General features: G+C 36.0%; 11 protein-coding genes and 4 pseudogenes. 13 read left to right on the top strand and 2 right to left on the bottom strand.

Going from position 1 to position 19,852, the window contains the following annotated elements; translation table 11 throughout:
* Positions 1 to 185: 185 nt before the first annotated feature.
* From HMPREF9420_RS10970 to HMPREF9420_RS10950, 5 genes and pseudogenes are all read left to right on the top strand, one after another.
* Positions 186 to 365 (top strand): annotated as a pseudogene (locus HMPREF9420_RS10970) (helix-turn-helix domain-containing protein); the annotation flags it as partial.
* A gap of 172 nt (positions 366 to 537) precedes the next feature.
* Positions 538 to 1,428, top strand: a pseudogene (locus tag HMPREF9420_RS10965) (toprim domain-containing protein).
* A gap of 143 nt (positions 1,429 to 1,571) precedes the next feature.
* On the top strand, positions 1,572 to 1,925 hold the full coding sequence (locus tag HMPREF9420_RS10960) for a plasmid mobilization protein (RefSeq protein ID WP_044079249.1): 354 nt from the start codon (positions 1,572 to 1,574) through the stop codon (positions 1,923 to 1,925).
* Positions 1,922 to 2,842: a relaxase/mobilization nuclease domain-containing protein gene (locus HMPREF9420_RS10955; protein WP_007135761.1), complete on the top strand. Its 921-nt coding sequence runs from the start codon at positions 1,922 to 1,924 to the stop codon at positions 2,840 to 2,842. Before HMPREF9420_RS10960 ends, HMPREF9420_RS10955 begins: the two co-directional genes overlap by 4 nt.
* A 2-nt stretch (positions 2,843 to 2,844) precedes the next feature.
* Positions 2,845 to 3,507 (top strand): hypothetical protein, encoded by a 663-nt coding sequence (locus HMPREF9420_RS10950; protein WP_007135760.1) that lies wholly within the window; start codon positions 2,845 to 2,847, stop codon positions 3,505 to 3,507.
* Positions 3,508 to 3,686: 179 nt separating this feature from the next.
* Here HMPREF9420_RS10950 and HMPREF9420_RS14970 read toward each other — a convergent pair.
* Positions 3,687 to 4,283: pseudogene (locus HMPREF9420_RS14970) on the bottom strand (transposase family protein); the annotation flags it as partial.
* Between the two features lie 9 nt (positions 4,284 to 4,292).
* Here HMPREF9420_RS14970 and HMPREF9420_RS10940 point away from each other — a divergent pair.
* A complete protein-coding gene (locus tag HMPREF9420_RS10940) occupies positions 4,293 to 6,233 on the top strand; it encodes an FRG domain-containing protein (protein WP_248628112.1) in 1,941 nt (646 codons plus the stop codon).
* A gap of 206 nt (positions 6,234 to 6,439) precedes the next feature.
* Here the strand turns inward: HMPREF9420_RS10940 and HMPREF9420_RS10935 are convergent, their stop codons facing one another.
* Positions 6,440 to 6,994, bottom strand: a complete 555-nt coding sequence (locus tag HMPREF9420_RS10935; RefSeq protein WP_044078934.1) for a hypothetical protein — start codon at positions 6,992 to 6,994, stop codon at positions 6,440 to 6,442.
* 212 nt (positions 6,995 to 7,206) lie between these two features.
* Here HMPREF9420_RS10935 and HMPREF9420_RS10925 point away from each other — a divergent pair, with 212 nt between their 5' ends.
* The 7 genes and pseudogenes from HMPREF9420_RS10925 (at position 7,207) to HMPREF9420_RS10895 (ending at position 19,579) form a co-directional block, all read left to right on the top strand.
* Positions 7,207 to 7,413, top strand: coding sequence for a helix-turn-helix domain-containing protein (locus HMPREF9420_RS10925; RefSeq protein ID WP_004362600.1), 207 nt, complete (start codon positions 7,207 to 7,209; stop codon positions 7,411 to 7,413).
* Positions 7,406 to 8,303: pseudogene (gene fic, locus HMPREF9420_RS10920) on the top strand (protein adenylyltransferase Fic). The gene HMPREF9420_RS10925 and the pseudogene fic overlap by 8 nt, the downstream one beginning before the upstream one ends.
* Before the next feature lie 11 nt (positions 8,304 to 8,314).
* Positions 8,315 to 11,191: a DEAD/DEAH box helicase family protein gene (locus HMPREF9420_RS10915; RefSeq protein ID WP_007135754.1), complete on the top strand. Its 2,877-nt coding sequence runs from the start codon at positions 8,315 to 8,317 to the stop codon at positions 11,189 to 11,191.
* An 11-nt stretch (positions 11,192 to 11,202) separates the two neighbouring features.
* Positions 11,203 to 13,209, top strand: coding sequence for a site-specific DNA-methyltransferase (locus HMPREF9420_RS10910; protein ID WP_007135753.1), 2,007 nt, complete (start codon positions 11,203 to 11,205; stop codon positions 13,207 to 13,209).
* Between the two features lie 72 nt (positions 13,210 to 13,281).
* Positions 13,282 to 16,749: an SIR2 family protein gene (locus tag HMPREF9420_RS10905; RefSeq protein WP_007135752.1), complete on the top strand. Its 3,468-nt coding sequence runs from the start codon at positions 13,282 to 13,284 to the stop codon at positions 16,747 to 16,749.
* A gap of 54 nt (positions 16,750 to 16,803) precedes the next feature.
* Positions 16,804 to 18,531: a hypothetical protein gene (locus HMPREF9420_RS10900; RefSeq protein ID WP_007135751.1), complete on the top strand. Its 1,728-nt coding sequence runs from the start codon at positions 16,804 to 16,806 to the stop codon at positions 18,529 to 18,531.
* Between the two features lie 199 nt (positions 18,532 to 18,730).
* Entirely contained in the window at positions 18,731 to 19,579 is an 849-nt protein-coding gene (locus tag HMPREF9420_RS10895) for an AbiJ-NTD4 domain-containing protein (RefSeq protein WP_007135750.1), read from the top strand.
* The last annotated feature ends 273 nt before the right edge of the window (positions 19,580 to 19,852 follow it).

Below are 19,852 nucleotides of genomic sequence, written 5' to 3'. Positions count from 1 at the left end.
AAACTTGGTAAATCAACTTTAAGTATGAGAAGAAAGGCACTATACCTATTGTACAAAGCCTTTCAGACCACCAAATAACAGAATAACACACAAACCTATTGTGTTTTTATAGTGTTTCTTCAGTGTCTTAGGACACAGAGGAAACACTTTTTTCATTTGCACCGTAAAAATCAATAACAAGTATTATGGTACAAAATGAAATCACTTTTGAGAACTTACCAAAGGCAGTTGCTCACTTAGTCAGCGAAGTTGCTGAAATCAAGTATTTAGTATGTAAAGGACAAACACCTGTTGTCCCTCCCAAACGTATTCCTATTGGAATAGATGATGCGTGTAAACTTATAGGGAAAGCCAAACCCACGGTTTAGACCGTAGTAAATAATGATATAAGGTATTACTACCTCATTACTACCAACCGACCATATACATGTGCAATGATTACTACAAAGATAGTTAGTACTACATATTTTTCTTTCATTGTCAATGACTTACAAGAATATCACATTGTAGTAAGTACTAAACTTAAAAGTTACAAGTATGACAATAGATGAAATTAAAGCAATATCAATTAAAGATTACTTAGGTAGTATGTCTATATACCCTATAAAGAATTATGGCTATTACGGAATGTATAAAAGTCCATTCCGAAATGAACATACTCCAAGTTTCAAAGTTGATTATAACCAAAATCTATAGTATGACTTTGCTCTTGATGAAGGTGGGAGTCTTATAGATTTAGTTATGAAATTACATAATTGCAGTTTAATACAAGCTATAGAGTTGTTTAATGGCAAACAAAATATCCTGCCGAAATTGTCCATAGCTAATAGCAAAACAATTTCTCCAAGCCAATCACGTATAGAGATTATCGGCTCTACCAACCTATGTCATCCGAATCTCATAGAATATTTCACACATAGAGGAATCAATCTGAACATTGCGAAAAAATATTGTAGGGAAATCCATTATAGAATTGGTGATAGGAGTTTTTACGCAATAGGCTTCCCAAACAATTCTTATGGTTATGCGTTGCGCAATCCATACTCCAAAGGGTGTTTGCCTCCTTCCGATATCTCGTATGTTCCCAGTCCTTCGAAACAAATCAATCTGTTTGAAGGTTTTATAGATTATCTTAGTCTGCTTACGATGAGTCCAGATGAAGAGAAGAAAGCTGCACTGATACTTAACTCGATTAATAATATCAAAAAATCAAGATTTTTTCTTTCAAAGCACAAACTCATCTGTTCATATTTAGATAATGATGAAGGAGGAAAGCGAACTTTAGAACAACTTAAGAGAGACGATTTTGATGTTCAAGACTGCTCTTCCGTCTTCCAGAATTATAAAGATCTAAATGAGTATTTATGTGCTGAATTCAAGCATTCAGAGAAAGCTGAAAATAAGAAGACCAAAGGGATTAAGCTATGATTGTAGGATTTGCTTTGCATAATCTGTTTTTCGGGGAGCAAGTTTATGTTTTGGGCATACCAAAACCACTTGCTCCACCTCCTGACAGTCGTTGCAGAGGATTATCCCGCTGGTCTCCATCAAATCAAATTAAAGAAACAAGTATGATAAAAACAGAATATAAAAAAGGTGGTCGTCCAACCAAGGGCGTAGCCGAAAAGAAGAAATACCGCATCACGGTGAAACTGAATACGCAGGATTACTATACGCTCAAAGGCAAAGCCAAAAGCGCAGGAGTAACCATGAGTGAGTTTGTAAGAAAAGTTCTTGATAAAGGAAATGTCATTGAACGACTGACCATAGAGCAAGCAGACTTCATCCGCAAGCTGTGTGGCATGGCAAACAATCTCAATCAGTTGGCGCATCGTGCCAATGCGGAGGGGTTTCATATCGTTGCTCCTTTCCACAAAATCATCATTGGCAAGATTGACGAAATTCTAAATCTGATACGAAAATGATTGCCAAGATAATGAAGGGTTCGGGCTTCAAGGGTGTAATCAATTACATCCTTGACCCGAAGAAAGGAACGGAACTCATTGATAGTTCCGGAGTGAGAACGGAGAGCATCAACCATATTGTCCAAAGTTTCATCGACCAGACAGAACTGAATCCACGAGTAAGCAAGGTTGTGGGGCATACCTCCTTGAGTTTCTCCGCACAGGATTCTTCCAAACTCAGCAATGACTGGATGGCGAAAGTGGCTCGTGAGTACATGGAGAAGATGGGAATAAAAGATACACAGTACATCATCGGTCGCCATTTCGACAAGGAACATCCACACGTTCATATCGCTTTCAATCGCACAGATAATAATGGAAAGACCATTTCTGACCGTAACGACCGATTCAGGAGTGAGAAGATTTGCAAGGAACTGACAATCAAATATGGTTTGTACTTTGCTGGTGGCAAGGAGAATGTCAAGGAACACCGCTTGAAAGAACCCGATAAGACCAAATATGAAATCTATCAGACGTTGAAAGCAGAGATTGCTCAGTGCAGGAATTGGAAAGACCTTCTTGCTCACTTGAAAAAGCAAGATATTGATGTCCGCTTTAAGTTCAAAAGCAACTCACAGGAGGTGCAGGGTATCATCTTTGAAAAGAACGGTTATCATTTCAACGGTTCAAAGGTGGATAGGAGTTTCAGTTATTCCAAGATAGACTTTGCCCTGCAACAAAATAACAGGGAACACGAACAGCAGATACAAGGAACGATAAATCTTATATCTAATGTTGCAAGTGTTACGAGCGAAATTACCAACAACCTCATAGAAGGAGGATTCGATTTGTTTCAAACTCATGGTACTGTCCCTGCGGAGGTTTACAACACACTTGATAAAAAGAAGAAAAAGAAAAAACGTAAAATACATTTATAACTATGGCTGATAATAATACATTTGTCCTCTTTGAGGAAATCAAAAACAAACTGGAGACAATTTACAGGGAGCTAAAGGAGTTGAAAGAAAAGGAGAACGGTTCTGTTTCCCTCCCTGTTCAATCTACACTAGCACAAAGTGATGAGCAGAAAGAACAGGAATTGCTCAATCAGTATGAACAGCGTACAAAAGACGTGATTAACAAGTATATTGGAGTACAAGTACGCATCAAGGACGAGGAGACTAAATCCATGGACAAATTGGTGGCAAGCGTCTTGACCATGTTGCACGAATGGCAGGAACAGAAAGAGCATCCGCAACCACAGGAACAGATTCACAGGCATAGCTTTGACATCAAGTCATCGAAAGCCTTTACTACTGTGGTAGCAATGTCTGTCCTCTGTTTTGTTTCTTTGGTCGGCAATTATATCTTATGGCAAAGCAAACAGAAATACAAGGATGATGCCTTGAAATTCCGAATCATCAGAGTTTGGAGAGGATGTAGTCCAAAGGAAATCCTATGGCTTAACGATGTATTTGACATTCATCGCAATGAAAAGATTATCAAACTAATCAAGGAAAAAGCCGATGATTACGACATGGAATTAAAACAAAAGGCGGATAGTTTGATGCAGAATAACCTGCATAATAAGAAAAACAAATAGTGTTGAACACATAAACTTTAATAAGACCTTAATTCCGCAGCATTATTCCTTGTGATATAATTTTATACATTGAGATGACTTTTTGGAGCTTTATACATTGATGCGAGTTTTTTTTGGGGGGCTTGCATAGGCGTAAAATCCCCCACCCAAACCAATGGGGAATGTGAGAGCTACAAAGACATGCTGTCCTCCTGATGGAATTTCACATTGGTGTTTCCGTCACGATTCTCACCTCCGACTATGATTCCCCCAATGGAAGCCCAGCCTGGGAAACAACCATGATCCTGCTTGTAAGAATACTTTGCATCGAACTTGTGGGCTGGAATAAACTGATGGTCAAAGTCTAAGTCAACATAACTGCCCACCTTTATAAGCCCCGTTCTTCGTATCATTCGTAAAAGTAAGATGTTTAGCTTCTCTGCCGTGTTGAAACTGTAAGACCTGCCTGAGGTTTCGCTCTTGTAGATAATGTTCTCTTCGGCAAGCTCCTTCAGTCCGCGTCCCCACTGTGTCGGCACTGGGTAACAGCGTATCAGGCCTCTGTCTGAACTGCCCTATAAGCGCATTGATATCCTCAAGACATTCTCCACCGCAAAGATAACTGAAGAAGAGAGCCGAAAATACTTCCATAACAGAATGCTTTGCCGCTGCATCCGCATCTGCCCAATACAGATTCAGTAAGTTTTTCAAAGCCCAACTTTGAGAAAACGTCCATAATGTGATAAATTCCACCGAAAGAAGTGATATTCTCGTTTTTTAATTGCTACCTTTGCCATGTCAGTTTTTTGCTTACTTGTTATGTTTGCAGCACCAAGATAGGTGAAATTTCTGACATATCCAAGTATTTTGAGAACTTTGTTTCTCAGACACTTGGAGTTCTCACAAGAATTTATGCTGCGGAATTAAGGTCAAATAAAAAAATGTCAATGAAAACATCTGAATTTGGTAACACTGTTCTAAGCGACCAAGAAACTCTTAAAATGCTTCAAGGTTTTTGTTATGAAGCTTTAAGATTCTTCAAGGTTTCTGTAGAGAAATTTCCCAAGTTTGCAGTAGGCGTTGCTATGCAAGCAGACGGCAAGGCTGATCCCCTGATAATAGACTATACGCACTCAAAGGTGTTGGTTTGTATTCCAGTGTTCAGAATATTGTTTTCAGGAGCGATAGGCAATGATGCACCATCAATGTACCGTTTAATGGGCTATCAGTTAGCTCGTTTTTGGTATAGATTTACAACTGTCGGTGATGAAGGTGCATTTAACAGCATGGACAAAGATAGTATTGTATTTGCCCATTCATTGATGATATTAAAAGGCTGTCGGATTAATCCTTTAACACCAGTCTCTGAAGTTTTAAAAATGCTTAAGTCGGAGTTTAAAATAGAGTGTGAACTCGTTACTGGTATTGACACACATGCAAAGGTAAAGCTAGGCGTTATACGGCCGACAAAATCAGAGCATGTGAGAATTGCTAAGCACTGGGAGAAACTTCATGAAGAAAATATCAATCGTTCATTAATATCCATAGTAGAAGGTGACCTTGGTAGCAAGTCGAATCCTTTTGGAAATGTTGATGAAGCAGCAGCTTACATAGCAAAGATAGAACAAGAGTGCTTATCAACGGACCAATTCCGTCAAGAGATTGCAAGAGAAGAATATTTCTATGATGGACAAATTTTTCGTATACCATGGGCTTCGGCGAATGTCTCTTACTACCCCATTGAGGGGGCTTCAGATAACTGTTTTGTGGTTAATCAACTCTCTACACACAACAAGTTCGTCTTAAAGCCTTCGTTGGCTAATCACAAATTTCTTTATCGTGGGCAGTCAAGGTTCTTTTCGCCTTGCAAGCCAAGTCTTTTTCGGGAGAATAAAGACTATTTCGTAGATGATATAATACAGATTAAAGAGTTTCAATGCCTTCTCAAGACGCATCCATTAGTTCAACTATTTGAAAGGGGGTTTGAGTTGTTACACGATACCTTTTATTTCAAGATTAATTATGATGGTTTGAGCCAGCACTATTATAACAATACTCCTTGGCTTGATCTTACAAGCGACATGGAGGTGGCTAAGTTCTTTGCGGTTACCACCTTCAATATGAAGTTGGATTGTTATGAAAAATATACGGGTAATGAATTAGGAGTACTATATTACTTTGATTTGAAAGCAGACTCCTTTCAATACAATGATAAGCGTAACTATATTGTTAATAATATAGGAAAGCAACCTTTTATGCGTAGTGGAAATCAATCAGGTTTTCTAATTAATATAGCTAAAGATGAGGATTTTAATAATTATCCAGAAGTGCGATACGTTTTTTTCCGTCATAATCCAATTATAACAGATAGAATCTTTGCACAATTCGATAATGGTGATAGGATTATGCCAGAAGAAATCCTTCGTTCTCACTGGCATCGTAGAATGAATGATGAGAAGATAAAAAAGCTGATTTCAACAGAGGCATTAAAACTCAACTATAAGGATAATCCTCATGAATCTCATAACAAAATAATAAAAGCATTACAGAATAAAGGGTTCAAAATAAAAAAATATCAGCCTTCATTTACAAAAGAGGAATTGGAACAGTACTATGCAACATCGTTGAAGTTCTGGCGTGATTTTTGTTCCAATATTCACTTTTATAGTCCAGAAGGTGCATTGATGAAAGAGCATCTTATAAACTTACCAAATGATCCGCGATATAAGTGGGCATTTATAAAATAATAATTCTTTCACTAGTGTCCACGAAAAATATTTAACACTTCAATTCCGCAGCATTATTCCTTGTGAGGTACTTTTATATATTGAAGTGACATTTTTGGGATTTATCCATTGATATGGGGATTTTCCGGGGTTCTTGGTTCTTGCATAATCATGAAATCCCCCACCCAAACCAATGGGGAAGTATGATAACCACAAAGAAATGATGTTTACTCAATGAAGACCGTAGAGTAGTAGGTCTTATTTGTATATAGGTTCAGAACGTTCTGCCTTCCGGTGCGCACCCATTTTGCCGGCACGCTGACACAATGCAGGATAAAGGCTTTCAGCCTGCTTGTCTTTTTCAATGGCTCGACCTTATCGCTGATATGACGGACGAGATAGAGATAGAAGTTCTTCAGCATGGCGGTAACCATCATGAAAACCATATTCTCAGCCATAAAGGAAAAGGGCAGATGCGACCATCCGAAGTCATTGTTTAGTCCGCGCCCCACAGTGTCGGCACCGGGTAATAGCGTGTCAGGTCTCTGCCTGAACTGTCCTGTAAGCGCATTGATGTCCTCAAGGCAATCCCCTCCACAAAGGTAACTGAAGAAAAGAGAGCCAAAAATACTTCCATAACAGAATGCTTTGCCGCTACTTCCACGTTTGCCCAATACAGATTCGGTAAGTTTTTCAAAGCCCAACTTTGAGAAAACGTCCATAATATGATAAATTCCACCGAAAGAAGTGATATTCTCGTTTTTAGTTGCTACCTTTGTCATGTCAGATATTTTATTTGTTTTTTTTGTTGGTAGCACTAAGATAGGTGAAATTACTGACATATCCAAGTGTTTTGAGAACTTTGTTTCCCAGGCACTTGGAGTTCTCACAAGAATTTATGCTGCGGAATTAAGGTAAGAGGGAAAAAATCCCCTCTTATTAAGTATTTTATACAAGAATATTTACTATATTTGCAAACTATCAGATGATATTTATGGAAAGTCCAACTAATAGAATTAAAGAGGTGCTTATCGAGAAAGGGATTAAGCAAACATGGCTTGCAGAGAAACTCGGTAAGAGTTTCACTATCGTAAACTCCTACGTTTGCAATCGTCGACAGCCAAGCCTAGAATTGCTATTCCAGATAGCAGAGATCTTGCAGGTTAATCCAAAGGAATTGATTAACACCCCAGATGAGTAACTTTATTATGGTAGAGCATAAAAAATCTATTCGTTTTTTCTAACGACCGTGAAGTTAGGGCGGTGTGGGACGAGGAACACAGTAAGTGGTGGTTCTCTGTGCTGGACATCATTGCTGCGATTAACGAGCAAGATGATTACCAAAAGACGAGAAACTATTGGAAGTATCTCAAAACCAAACTAAGAAAAGAAAATAGTCAGTTGGTTAGTAGCACTAACCAACTGAAGCTAAAAGCCTCTGACGGGAAGTCTTATAAGACAGATACATTTGATGCAGAGGGTGTAACCCTTTTGGCAAAGCATATCAACAATACCAAGGCAACAAGCTTTCTTGACTGGTTCCTCTATAGTGATAACACTATTGACGGACAGAGCAAGAAAAAGGCTTATCAGCTTTTTGAAAGTGGTATCTTAAAGACTGTAGACCCAGGTACAATCAAATGTTTACAACAAATACACGCTTATCTCTTTGGAGGATTATACGATTTTGCAGGACAAATCCGCACGAAGAATATATCCAAAGGAGGTTTTACCTTTGCTAATTGTATGCACTTCCCTGAAACTCTGCAAACAATAGAACGAATGCCCGAAACAACCTTTAATGAGATTATGGATAAGTATGTAGAGATGAACGTAGCCCATCCTTTTATGGAGGGTAATGGTCGCAGCACTCGCATTTGGCTCGACCTCATGCTGAAACGTTCTCTCAAACGATGTGTGGATTGGAGCCAAATAGACAAAAACGAATATTTGTCTGCAATGCGTGAAAGTGTAGCAGATAGCACGTTCATCAAGACTTTGGTAAAGCCAGCACTCACTACAAAGATTGATGACAGAGAAATGTTTATGAAAGGTATTGATTATTCATACTATTACGAGCAGAATGATTAAAAGTTAAAACAATGTTCTATAGCATTATACAACGAAAAAGGAATGAATGGTTAAGTCGTATAGATTGCCCTGTCAAGTCTTTGCTTTCATACATTGAAGGTAAAGGAATGATGCGTGATGCACAAATAGAGGCTATAAAAACTTACTTGTTCTTGAAGATAGAATGTGGCAATAAACCTTTGTGGAGGCTTTTTACGGAGGGCGACTTCTTGTCCCTCAATCTTGATAATATGAGTCTTACCGCTAAGGCAAGGCTTGTTTTGGAAACGGATAAAGCCGCAGCTTCACTTTATGAATATGCTTGTCTCAGTGATGAGAAAGGGAATGCTGCAGCACCAACATTAAAGAAATACATTGAAGATAATCCCGATACAATTGATTATGTAGCAGTCTTTAAGAAGCTCTTTTATGATGTAGCCTATCCTGATTATATCTTTAGTTTACCAATGGGAGCTGGTAAGACGTATTTGATGGCTGCGTTTATCTATCTTGACTTGTATTTTTCATTAAATGAGCCAGATAACCCCTCCTTTGCACATAACTTTATGATCTTGGCTCCATCAGGCTTGAAGTCTTCTATTATTCCAAGTATAAGGAATATACAAGACTTTGACCCTACGTGGATTCTTCCAGAGCCATCTGCATCTCAAATAAAGAATGAAATTCAGTTTGAAATACTTGATGCACAGAAAACCGCACAAAAAAGCAATCTTGTTAAGAATCCCAATGCACAAAAGATAAATAGCCATTTGACGTCAAATGATATTCGTGGTCTGGTGGCAGTAACTAATGCTGAGAAAGTAATTCTTGACAAATTATATAAAGATAAAAGCCCATCACTTCTTAATGATAAGGAAAAGAAAGAGTTTGAAATATCTAATGAGCTTCGTTCTATTGTAGGAAAGATTCCCCATCTTTCTATTTTCATTGACGAGGTGCACCATGCTTCAGACGGAGACATAAAACTTCGTCAAGTTGTTAATAAATGGACAGAAACAGAGACCTTTAATTCGGTTTTAGGTTTCTCGGGAACTCCTTATCTTTCCACTGCCGAGTCGGTGAAGGTGGGAGCAGACTTGTCATTGAAAAACAAGAACCTTTCAAATGTTGTTTATTATTATCCGCTGATAGAAGGTGTGGGTAATTTCTTGAAGTCTCCAACAATAAAAGTGGCAGATGGTGGTTATGAAACTATTATTCGCAAAGGCGTGACAGAGTTTCTTGATACCTATGGTAATTTAGTTTATTCTAATGGTACATGTGCAAAAATGGCCATCTATTGTGGACGTATAGACAATTTGGAGGAGAATATCTATCCCATCGTTGCTGAGCTTATCAGTAAGTTCGGCTTGAATCCTGCTGATGCTATTCTTAAATATCATGGTGGAAATAAAGAGTATTCCGTACCTGAAAGTGCTGCTGTTGAGTTTGCTTCATTGGACACTAATCTCTCAAAGGTAAAGATAGTGTTGTTAGCTCAAATAGGTAAAGAGGGTTGGGACTGTAAGAGCCTAACCTGTGTTATCTTACCACAAAAAGATGCATGCCCACAGAATATGGTTTTGCAGACATCTTGTCGTTGCTTACGTCAGGTTGTAAAGGATAATAAGGAAACAGCTTTGATTTGGCTTAACGAGGATAACGCAAAGACGCTGAATAGGGAATTAGACAAGCAACAAAACACGTCTATTGAGGAACTGAATAAGGGTGGAAATACCAAACAGTACACCTTACAGCGTTTCTCTCGTATGGAGAAATTGCGTGTGCCTCCAATTGACTTCTTCCAGTTGAAGGTGTCTTATCTAACATTAGTGTTAGAGGATGAGTTGAACACTGCAAAAGAACTGCAAAGAGAGGATTTCTATTCTATCAGTGGCTTACAACTAATCCACCAACAGAACTTAAAAGGAGAGATAGAAGATAAATCTACAGAACGGTTGCAGGATGACGAAAGTGGCAAGGCTATTACATTCAATAGCTGGCTACATCTTATTTGTAAAGAGAGCTTCCGCACTTTGCATATCGCTCAATTGAAGACGTACACCACGGGGCTGCAAGCTATCTTTGATACCATCACAGAGTTTCATGATGGTATACGCATTCTTAAAGGAGAATACAACCAAATGCAGGTACGTGCCAATGTACGCAAAGCTTTTATCCCTCATCGTTCCATCGAAGTGAAAGAGGAAGTGATCCCAGAGACTGCTGAACTTCTTCAAATTAAGAACTTCAAATCAGCAATAGAAGTGAATGACACTTCTAAATATTTCCCAAACCAAGAGCAGGTGTTGAAGATCGTTGATGCAGATAAAGGTGAGAAAACTCTAAAGGCAGAAATACAAACAACCATTGATACGCTTAAGGCGTTAGGCAATCAGGAGCAAACCATACAAGCATTATTGGACAGTCCCGATAGTTACGACCCAACGGATAGCAACATCAACGACAAGACCTACCATTATCTACCTTATAAATTCGACAGCAGTTTTGAGATTAGTTATTTTTCGGTTTCTCTCCAAGCTATCATACGGGATAAGCAACTCGAGTTTTATTTCAATGGCGATGATAACTTGACCGATTTCAAAATACGTTGCTATAAGAAGCATGGTAAGTACTGGAGCCCACTTGGTAATTACACGCCCGACTTCTTAGTGATTAGCAGAGATGAACAGGACGCAATCAAACAAATACTTATTATTGAGACGAAAGGCGAAGGCTTTGCTGCCAAGTTTGCCGAACGTAGACAGTTTATGGAAGAAGAGTTTGTGAAACTTAATAACGAGCGTTTCGGTTACAATCGTTTCAGTTTCTTGTATATCGAAGACACGATGACACCAGCCGAGCAAGATAAAAAGACCATTACAGCAATCAATCAATTTTTCAAATAAAAGAACTCATTATGGCAATCAAATATATTTCCTACCCCCTCAATGTCCTTGCAGGACAAGCTGTACTCGATATAATTTCCCGTCCACAACGCAAACTCTTTTATCGTGATAACGATAAAGTGTTTGAGAGAATTCTGCGTGGTATGCCTCTCTACGAAGTAGAAAGTCAAGAAGTGGTGGGCAAGAATCCTAATCATAACCTCGTGCTTCGGGGTGAGTGCCTTTCTGCTTGCGCTTATCTTAAAGATAAGGGAATGAAAGTAGACCTTGTTTATATTGACCCACCTTTTGCAAGTGGTGCCGATTATGCCAAGAAGGTTTATATTCGTCGTAATCCAAAAGTGGCAGAGGCTATTAAGCAAGCCGAGACAGAGATTGATAGCGAAGAACTGCGTAACTTTGAAGAAAAGATGTATGGTGATGTGTGGGATAAGGAACGCTATCTGAATTGGATGTATGAGAACCTTATGGCAATAAAGTCCGTTATGAGCGATACTGCCTCTATCTATGTACATTTGGATTGGCACATCGGACATTATGTGAAGATTCTTATGGATGAGATATTTGGTGAAGATAATTTCAGGAATGAGATAGTATGGCAAAGAGTTTATTCCCATAACGATGCAAATAAGTATGGGCAGATTCATGATGTGATTTTTTACTATTCAAAGGATAATGAAAAATACACATGGAATATACAATACCAACCATACGAAGAAAAGTATCTGAAAATGTACTCTATGGATGATGGAGATGGAAGAAAATATAAAGTAGAAAATACGCTTGGTCCAGGGGGAAGAGGATCCACATACGAGTGGAATGGTGTTGTTAGAACGTGGAGATATTCTTTTGAAACAATGTCTGAACTGGAAAAGCAAGGTCTACTTTATTATACATCTTCTGGCTTTCCTAAAAAGAAAATCTATTTAGATGAGATGCCTGGTAAACCTCTACAATCAATTTGGACAGATATTAATGTAATAGCAGGTCAAGCTAAGGAATTAGTTGACTATGCCACCCAAAAGCCAGAAGCCCTATTGGAGCGCATCATCAAAGCCAGTAGCAATGAAGGTATGCTTGTAGCAGATTTCTTTGGTGGCAGTGGCGTAACGGCTACAGTGGCAAGTAAGTTAGGGCGTAATTTTATTCATTGCGATATTGGCATTAACAGCATTGAGACTACACGCGACAGATTGCGTAAGGCAGGAGCAGAGTTTGAAGTGATGGAGGTAAAAGATGGTGTTTCGCTCTATCGCAACCCTGTGCAGACGATGGACAAGCTAAAGAGCCTTATTCCCGGACTTCGCAATGAAGATGCACTCGATAAGTTCTGGGAAGGAAGTATTTATGATACGAAAGATGGTATGTTGCCTGTTTATCTTCCAAACCTAATGGATAGTAGTACTCGTTTGTTAGATACGGCACTGATGAATCGCATTCTGAAAGAAGCAATGCCAGACCTACCTGACGGAACTAAAAAGGTAATTGTATATTATATTGATATCACAGATATAAATGAAATAAAGCAATTTATTAAAGAGCAGAATGACACGTTGATAGAGGTTGAATTGAGAGACTTAAAGAACGTGCTCGACAACGTTGTTGTAGAAGACGATGCCGAGTTTGATGTGAAGGAAGTCCAGCCAGAAGGTGAGGCATTCAAAGTGTGGCAAGTAAGCATCAATCGTTTCTTTAGCGACCGTGTGAGTAAGAAGATAGAAGAGTTCAATCTTAAAGGACAGCAACAAACGCTGAAGAGTGGTAAAATATTCAAGCCTATCACTTTGAGCGAAGAAGGACTGGAGACTATAGAGTTCCTCAGTCTTGATTGTACTTCTGCCGATGCTTCTTCTCCTTGGCGCAGCGACTCCGAAATCCTCATTGATCGCCTCGGTTATGTACGTAAGAATGGTATTGATACTAAAAGCTTTTGGGATGGTACAATAACCTCCGACAACAAACCTCTCCGCCTCAAGATTAGAAACATCTGTGGGGATGAAACGGTATACAACTTGTAAATATTAATGACTTTATCAAGAACATAGCATATTGAAGATGGATGGAAGCAAACAATAATATTGTAAATCTTAATGACTAAAAAAGATTATGATAGAGGTCTGGTTTCAGCTCTTATTGGTGCAGGATTTTCTAAGAATGTATCATCTCTTTATTTAGACCGGAACTCATTATTAGAAGATCTTATAGATGACTTATTTAAATTAGAAATAAATCAGTATATAAGTAACTATTCTTATTGTACTGTAGGTAAAAATCTTGAAGTTGAAAAGAAAAAGAGGAAGGAAGAATTTATCGGTAATCTTTTAAATAAGTATGGATATTTAGGAATAGTTTCGAAATATATAGGTCAGAAAGGATACCGGGAGGTTATAGAGGATTATATAGAAGAGCGCACACCTTATGTGAAAAAAAATGATAATGGTACTATATCTCTCTATATAAAAGATAAAAAGAAATCTGATATTATAGAATCTGATTTCTCAGCACATAAACAGTTGTTATTATGCGATAAATTTAAAAATATATATACAACAAATTATGACAATCTGTTAGAATTTACATCTGATTGTTTTTTAGAGTCTCCAATTCCTATGGTGAAATCATCATGGAGTTTATCAAATGGCTTTCAAAATCGTAGTATAATTAAAATACATGGGTCACTAAAAATAGAAGATAATGATGAGTTTGAATTTGATGGTGACAAACACCTACGCTATATAATTGCTCAAGAAGATTATGAGACTTATATTGACAAGCATGAAGCTTTTTCTCATTTAATGAGAATTTCCATGCTACAAGGAAAGTTTTGTCTATTGGGCTTCTCTGGGAATGATCCCAATTATATGGGGTGGGTTAAATGGATAAGTGATATTCTTGGAAAGGGGAAAGATAAAGGTCCTAAAATTTACCTTGTAACATTTAAAGATGAAGAAGGTTCTGGTAAGAAACTTTATTATAAAAATCATTATATACGAGAAATCAATCTTGTGGATAATGAAGTTCTTACCTTACTTAGGTATAATCAATCTGAAATCTCATTATCTGCTCCTAATTCCTATAAAGAAATTCTTGAAAGTTTTCTAAAATTTCTTTGTGAAACGGGAAATGAGAAATCGGCAGAGACTGGTGGTAAAGAAAATAATACTGCTGAAGACAAATCTAAGAGTTCGAAAGAATACGAAACAGCAAAAGTAGAACTAACTAATTCAGAGAAAACTACTTCTTTCGTATATAAAGAGTTATGGTATACTGCAAGTACAAAATTCTATAACCAAGAAGATTTATCTGATATCATAAAACGCATAAAAAACACGAAGTATAATTATCAATTTTGTAAGATAGTTGATAATCAAGAATACTTTATAGAAACAGCTCTTAGAAGAAAAGGAAATCTTACAGAAGACGAAGCCTATTTATTTGCACTTGCTGTTAAAGAAACGGGACAGCTACCTTGCTTTTACTCTTCATTGCTACAAGATAAGCCTATTTTGGATTCAATTCCACTTTGGCAAGAGCTTGTACAAAGAAGCGAAACTCTTACGGGAAGTGAAGAGGTGTTACATGATGTTATTTCGTCTGACTATTTTACCTATGAAAACATTCAAAGGAAATTATTTCATTTAGATTTTAAGACAGCTCAGCAACTTTTAGAAGGTTGGGATGCGAAGGGATATTGGTTACAAGCAAAAGCCATGAGGTTAGCTGCATTTAATGGGAGTGAAGAGGCGTTTAATCTCATATCATCATATATTGAAACCCTTGACAATATACAAGAAAAAATGTATGCATGCGTTTTAGCTAACTATATTTCTTTACATTATCCTCGACCATATAATTTAGATTATTTTCTACGAAATAATATTTATGGTCAAGGTGAGATAATCAGTTATATTGTTGAAAAATTAAATGGTAAAGAAGATAAACCCAAACAGAGAGGTTGGATTGGCTCTACACACCGTTTTGGTCGAGATAATAGTCGATATGAACAAAGCCTTAGATTTTTGCAATTTATATTTGACACAGGATTGTACTTAAATTATGGTATTACTTATTTTGTGGATATTAAGGACTGGTATAAAATTTGCAAGAATTTATTTAAGTATTTCCCATATCCTTGTTTCTTTTATTCAATTCAATATAATGATAAGGATGTATTAGAACGTATAGGGCAAGATTATGCCTTTAATCCAGATTTATTAGAAGAAAATCAAGAGTTACTACTATTATCTTTAAAGGCATATGGAAGCCCATACACTCCAGAAATATTCTTATCTGGAATATTAAGAATTATAACTCCACTGTATTTATGTGTAGATGAATCAATTTGGTTTGAAAACTTTAAAGCAAATATTTTTGATTCTATGATTTCTCATATAACAGAATATTCTTACAATGAAGCGATTGTAGAAAATGTAGATAGTGCAGTTGCCTGTTTAAAGAATAAGAATCATATTAGTCTTATTTTAGAAACTCTTTTGCAACATGCAAAAGATAATATGGAAATTGCTCAAAGAATAATCTGCACTCATATGAATCTTAAATACTTAAAGGGAGATTTGAATAACGTATGCTCTATTTTTTTGAAAGAACTGATAGGGACATATCCTCAAAATGACATCACTCAAATTATTTATTCCTTAAATAAAAACAATTGTTTGCCAGATGAGTTATTAAACTTATTTATGTCCAAATTAAAAGAAGTCGGTTTTGATGACATCCCTTCAGAAATAGGGTCTCTTTTCTATATATGCATTTTAGCTAAAGGCGATGAGGAAATAACAAAAAAAGTGAAGCAAAAGATTCTTGAGAAAGACATTTGGCATTGTGGTGTATTAGCTGAAGGAAATGGTTGGAGTACTCCAAATTATATACGCCTACAAGCCTTTAATGGTATTACTGAATGGGATGATCAAGAGTTTAGTATTATCTCAAGTAATTTAAGGAAGAATATTAGCAAATATAATACTCTTCCCGATAAATTTAGAAATGATTCGTTTATGAGGAATGTTCAAATTACTTATTTGTCGGATGTTTTACAATATATAAACACTCTATCAAAAGAACGTAGAAAGAGTTTAGAAGATCTTAGAGTACTAACGAAGAAGTTATTAAGTAGTAGTGTTTCATATGATTCTTTTATAGAGGCGATGTTATCGGAACAATCTGCAGATGTTTCTAATGGAATAGATAATATTGTTCAGGGAATTTGTTCCTCAGGTTTGAAATCATATTATAATGAAATAAATTTTATAGTTGATAGAGCCATTATTGGAGAGCAAATGGTTTTAAGTAAAAACCTCTCTGTAATAGAATGGTTAATAAGAAACTATGAACAGGATTTCAAGGAAATGCAAATAGACTCAAAACTATTAGTTCTTTTATCTGTTTATAAAAACAGGTGGCAAGATATGGATGAATTTCGTCCAGATCATAGCTTTGAAGATTTATATTATATTGCAAATTATTTAAAAAAAGAAGGACATGATAATGATAGTATTCAGTATTGGTTGACAGACAGCTTTGTACGTATTTTCTTATAAAACGTTCTCTGTTGCAAGAGTGTTGAGATGTTTTTCAAATATCATTAATCGAAGATGAATATAACAATAGAAAAGATACTTGAGTTTCATGATCTATTTCCCGAAGAAAAAGAAATAGATATTTCCAGCGTACTAAAAAAGTATAGTAAAAAATATTTAGTGTTAAGCAGCAATGTTTTAAGTCATAATTATGGAAGGGCGTATATACCAGATAAGAATAATACGTTTTTTTCTAGTCATAGTGAAAAGCATCTTGAAGATTTAAATAATCGGTTTGAGCAACTCACAAAAAAAAGTGGTCAAAAGATATTCTGTTATTGTACTACTAAAACCTCTTTGGAATTAATGAGAATTATCTTTTCTATCCCTATAAATGAATATAAGAATGATGGAGATATAGAGGATTTTGAATATGATTTGTTCCGAGTCATACTTCAAATAAATGAAAACCTAATGAGTTTCAATAGCACAAATGAACAAAATCTTGCTACTTTTAGTTTTTTGAATTTCTTTATCATGAATGATATTAGTGGACAAGATGCCAGAGGCGTTTTTATAAGACAAGTCCAATATTATTCTATTTTGTCTGAATTTATAGAGACATATCCTGCTTGCGGCAAGGCTAAAGAAACTTTTTATAAAAGTGCGGGGATTACTAAAATGTCCGATTATGCTAAAACATGGTTGGCTCTTTTTACTTTAGAATTTGAATATCAAAAGAAACAAGGAAAAGGCTGTCCTATTTTGGATTTAAATAGATTGCAAGATGTTGATGACACGCTAAACATCGCTGTGTTAGATTTTCTTTCCATCAATCTAAATGAACACATTCTCTATAATAATACTAAGATAAAAACTAGAGATAATAATGTAGATTATCGTGTATTTAGATCATGCCCTTTAATTAAAATAGATGATAATAAATATATTATATATTGTTTTCCTATTTTAGTTGAGAGGCTCTATAACAGTTTGTTTTTTGATTTAAAAGATAGTTTCAAGGATGCGTTTAACTTCTATAACAAAGATTTTGTGGAAAAAGTTTTGTTTCAACCACAAGTTTTGCAATGTCTTAATGAAAAAATAACATCCAAAATATATCCTTCTCGAGAGATGATTCTTTGCGGCGATAAAATCAAAGAAGAGGATAATCAGCCAGACTTTTATTTACGTGAAAATGATAATCTGATATTATTTGAATGTAAAGCTATACGTATTAATGGTGAACTCAAAGACAAATCTGATATTGATGAGCTATTGAGCATTCTGAAAAATAAATTGTATTGTTCTAAAGAAAATATAGATAAATCAAGAGGAAAGAAGAAAAAAGCAGAACAAGTTGGAGTAACACAGTTAGTCCAGCAAATGAAAATGATAGATGCAGACACTTTTAAGTGGGATAATAATATACCAGATGAAGTTGCTTATTATCCTGTAATTGTCTTGGAAGATCCTCGTTTTGTTGTACCAGGTTTATCCTATATTATCAATTCTTGGTATCAGTCACTTATTGAACAAGAGCTTCCTGAACAGATGTGTCACCCAATAGTAGTAATGTCTATAGATATGTTAATGTTATATTCACATATTTTCAAGGCAGAAGGCTTTCATAATGTTTTTGATAAATATTTCAAACAAGCTGTTTGTTATTCTGCCAATGGTGTTACGTGGACTTTTGATCCACTTGCTGATTTTAATGTGTTTATGCAAGAAAAATATAAATTATCTCCGCAAAAGAAGGAACAGTTATTTGAGATATATAGAAAAACTTTGGGTATATAAAGAATGTAAATATGATAACATCCAAGATGATTTCTAATCAAAACTACTCAAATTGAGGAAACATTTTTGTACCACACGAATATAAACCACTGATAATCAGCATAGGATATATTTGAGGAAGTGAAGTAAATTAGAACAAATAACTTAAAGCCCTGATAGCTTATAATAGCTATTGGGGCTTTTTTAATGAATAATTGATATGACACGCTTTTCCGAACGATACGGTTATGTTAAACCATCTGAAGTATTGATCAGAGAAGATATGCCCTTGCATATCCAAAATGCAATTTGCAATTGTCTCGATAACCTATCCATTGTCTTTGACCAAACAGGACGTCTTTCTACAGGTAAAGAGTATATTGCTTTAGAAAGATATTTATGGATTAATTTCTTAAACAAACGAGTGAAAGATTTTGATGATGAAAAAACAAATGTTACAACAGCATTTATAAATTGCAATAACCACCATTGGTATGAAAAACTTGATCTGCTGGAATTTATCTTACAATATCTATTTGAGAGAGACAAAACATACTATTATTATCAGCCAGTTTCTAAGTTCTTTATCGAACAATTAAATAAAAAATTTGAATGTCTCAATTTCGCTTATCGTGTTGTCAATAAACTAATAGTGGAAATAACATCGAAAGAGGAAATTACAGCAATAGAAGATGCTTTGCAAGACTCAACGGCTAACATTAGAATGCATCTTAGTAAGGCATTAGAACTCTACGCAAAACGACCTGAAGGAGATTATTCTAATTCGATTAAGGAATCTATATCAGCGGTAGAAGCGTATTGCCGCGACAAAACTGGAGAGAGTACGTTAGGAAAAGCATTAAATAATCTTGAAAAGAAAGGTATCTTATTCCCTAAAGTACTGAAATCTGCTTTTGAGAAACTATATGAATACACAAACCAAAAAGATACTGGTATTCGTCATGCATTAATGGACCAAGATGGAACTTATATGCCAAGTGGGGATGAAGCCTTGTTTATGCTTGTTTCATGTAGTGCCTTCATTAATTACCTAAGCAAGAAAGCTTAATGGAATTTGAACACTATAACTCTTGAAGATAACAACCAACTATCTCCAACAACAACACTGCACTGGTATTCATTAAACGAAAGTCAGCTACTACTTACCATCAAATTATTATTTCCGAATCTTCTGAAACGTTCAGAAGCATGAATTTCTTATTTTTGAGCTTTCTGAAACGTTCAGAAGCATAAAATTCCTTTTTTTTAGCCTTCTGAAACGTTCAGAAGCATGATTTTTTATTTTTTGAGCTCTCTGAAACGTTCGGAAGCATGAAATTCC

Origin of the sequence: Segatella salivae DSM 15606 (assembly GCF_000185845.1) — a bacterium.
Taxonomy (GTDB): Bacteria; Bacteroidota; Bacteroidia; order Bacteroidales; family Bacteroidaceae; genus Prevotella; species Prevotella salivae.
The sequence above is the reverse complement of the archived record's forward strand: the minus strand, read 5'-3'. Positions and strand labels throughout refer to the sequence as shown.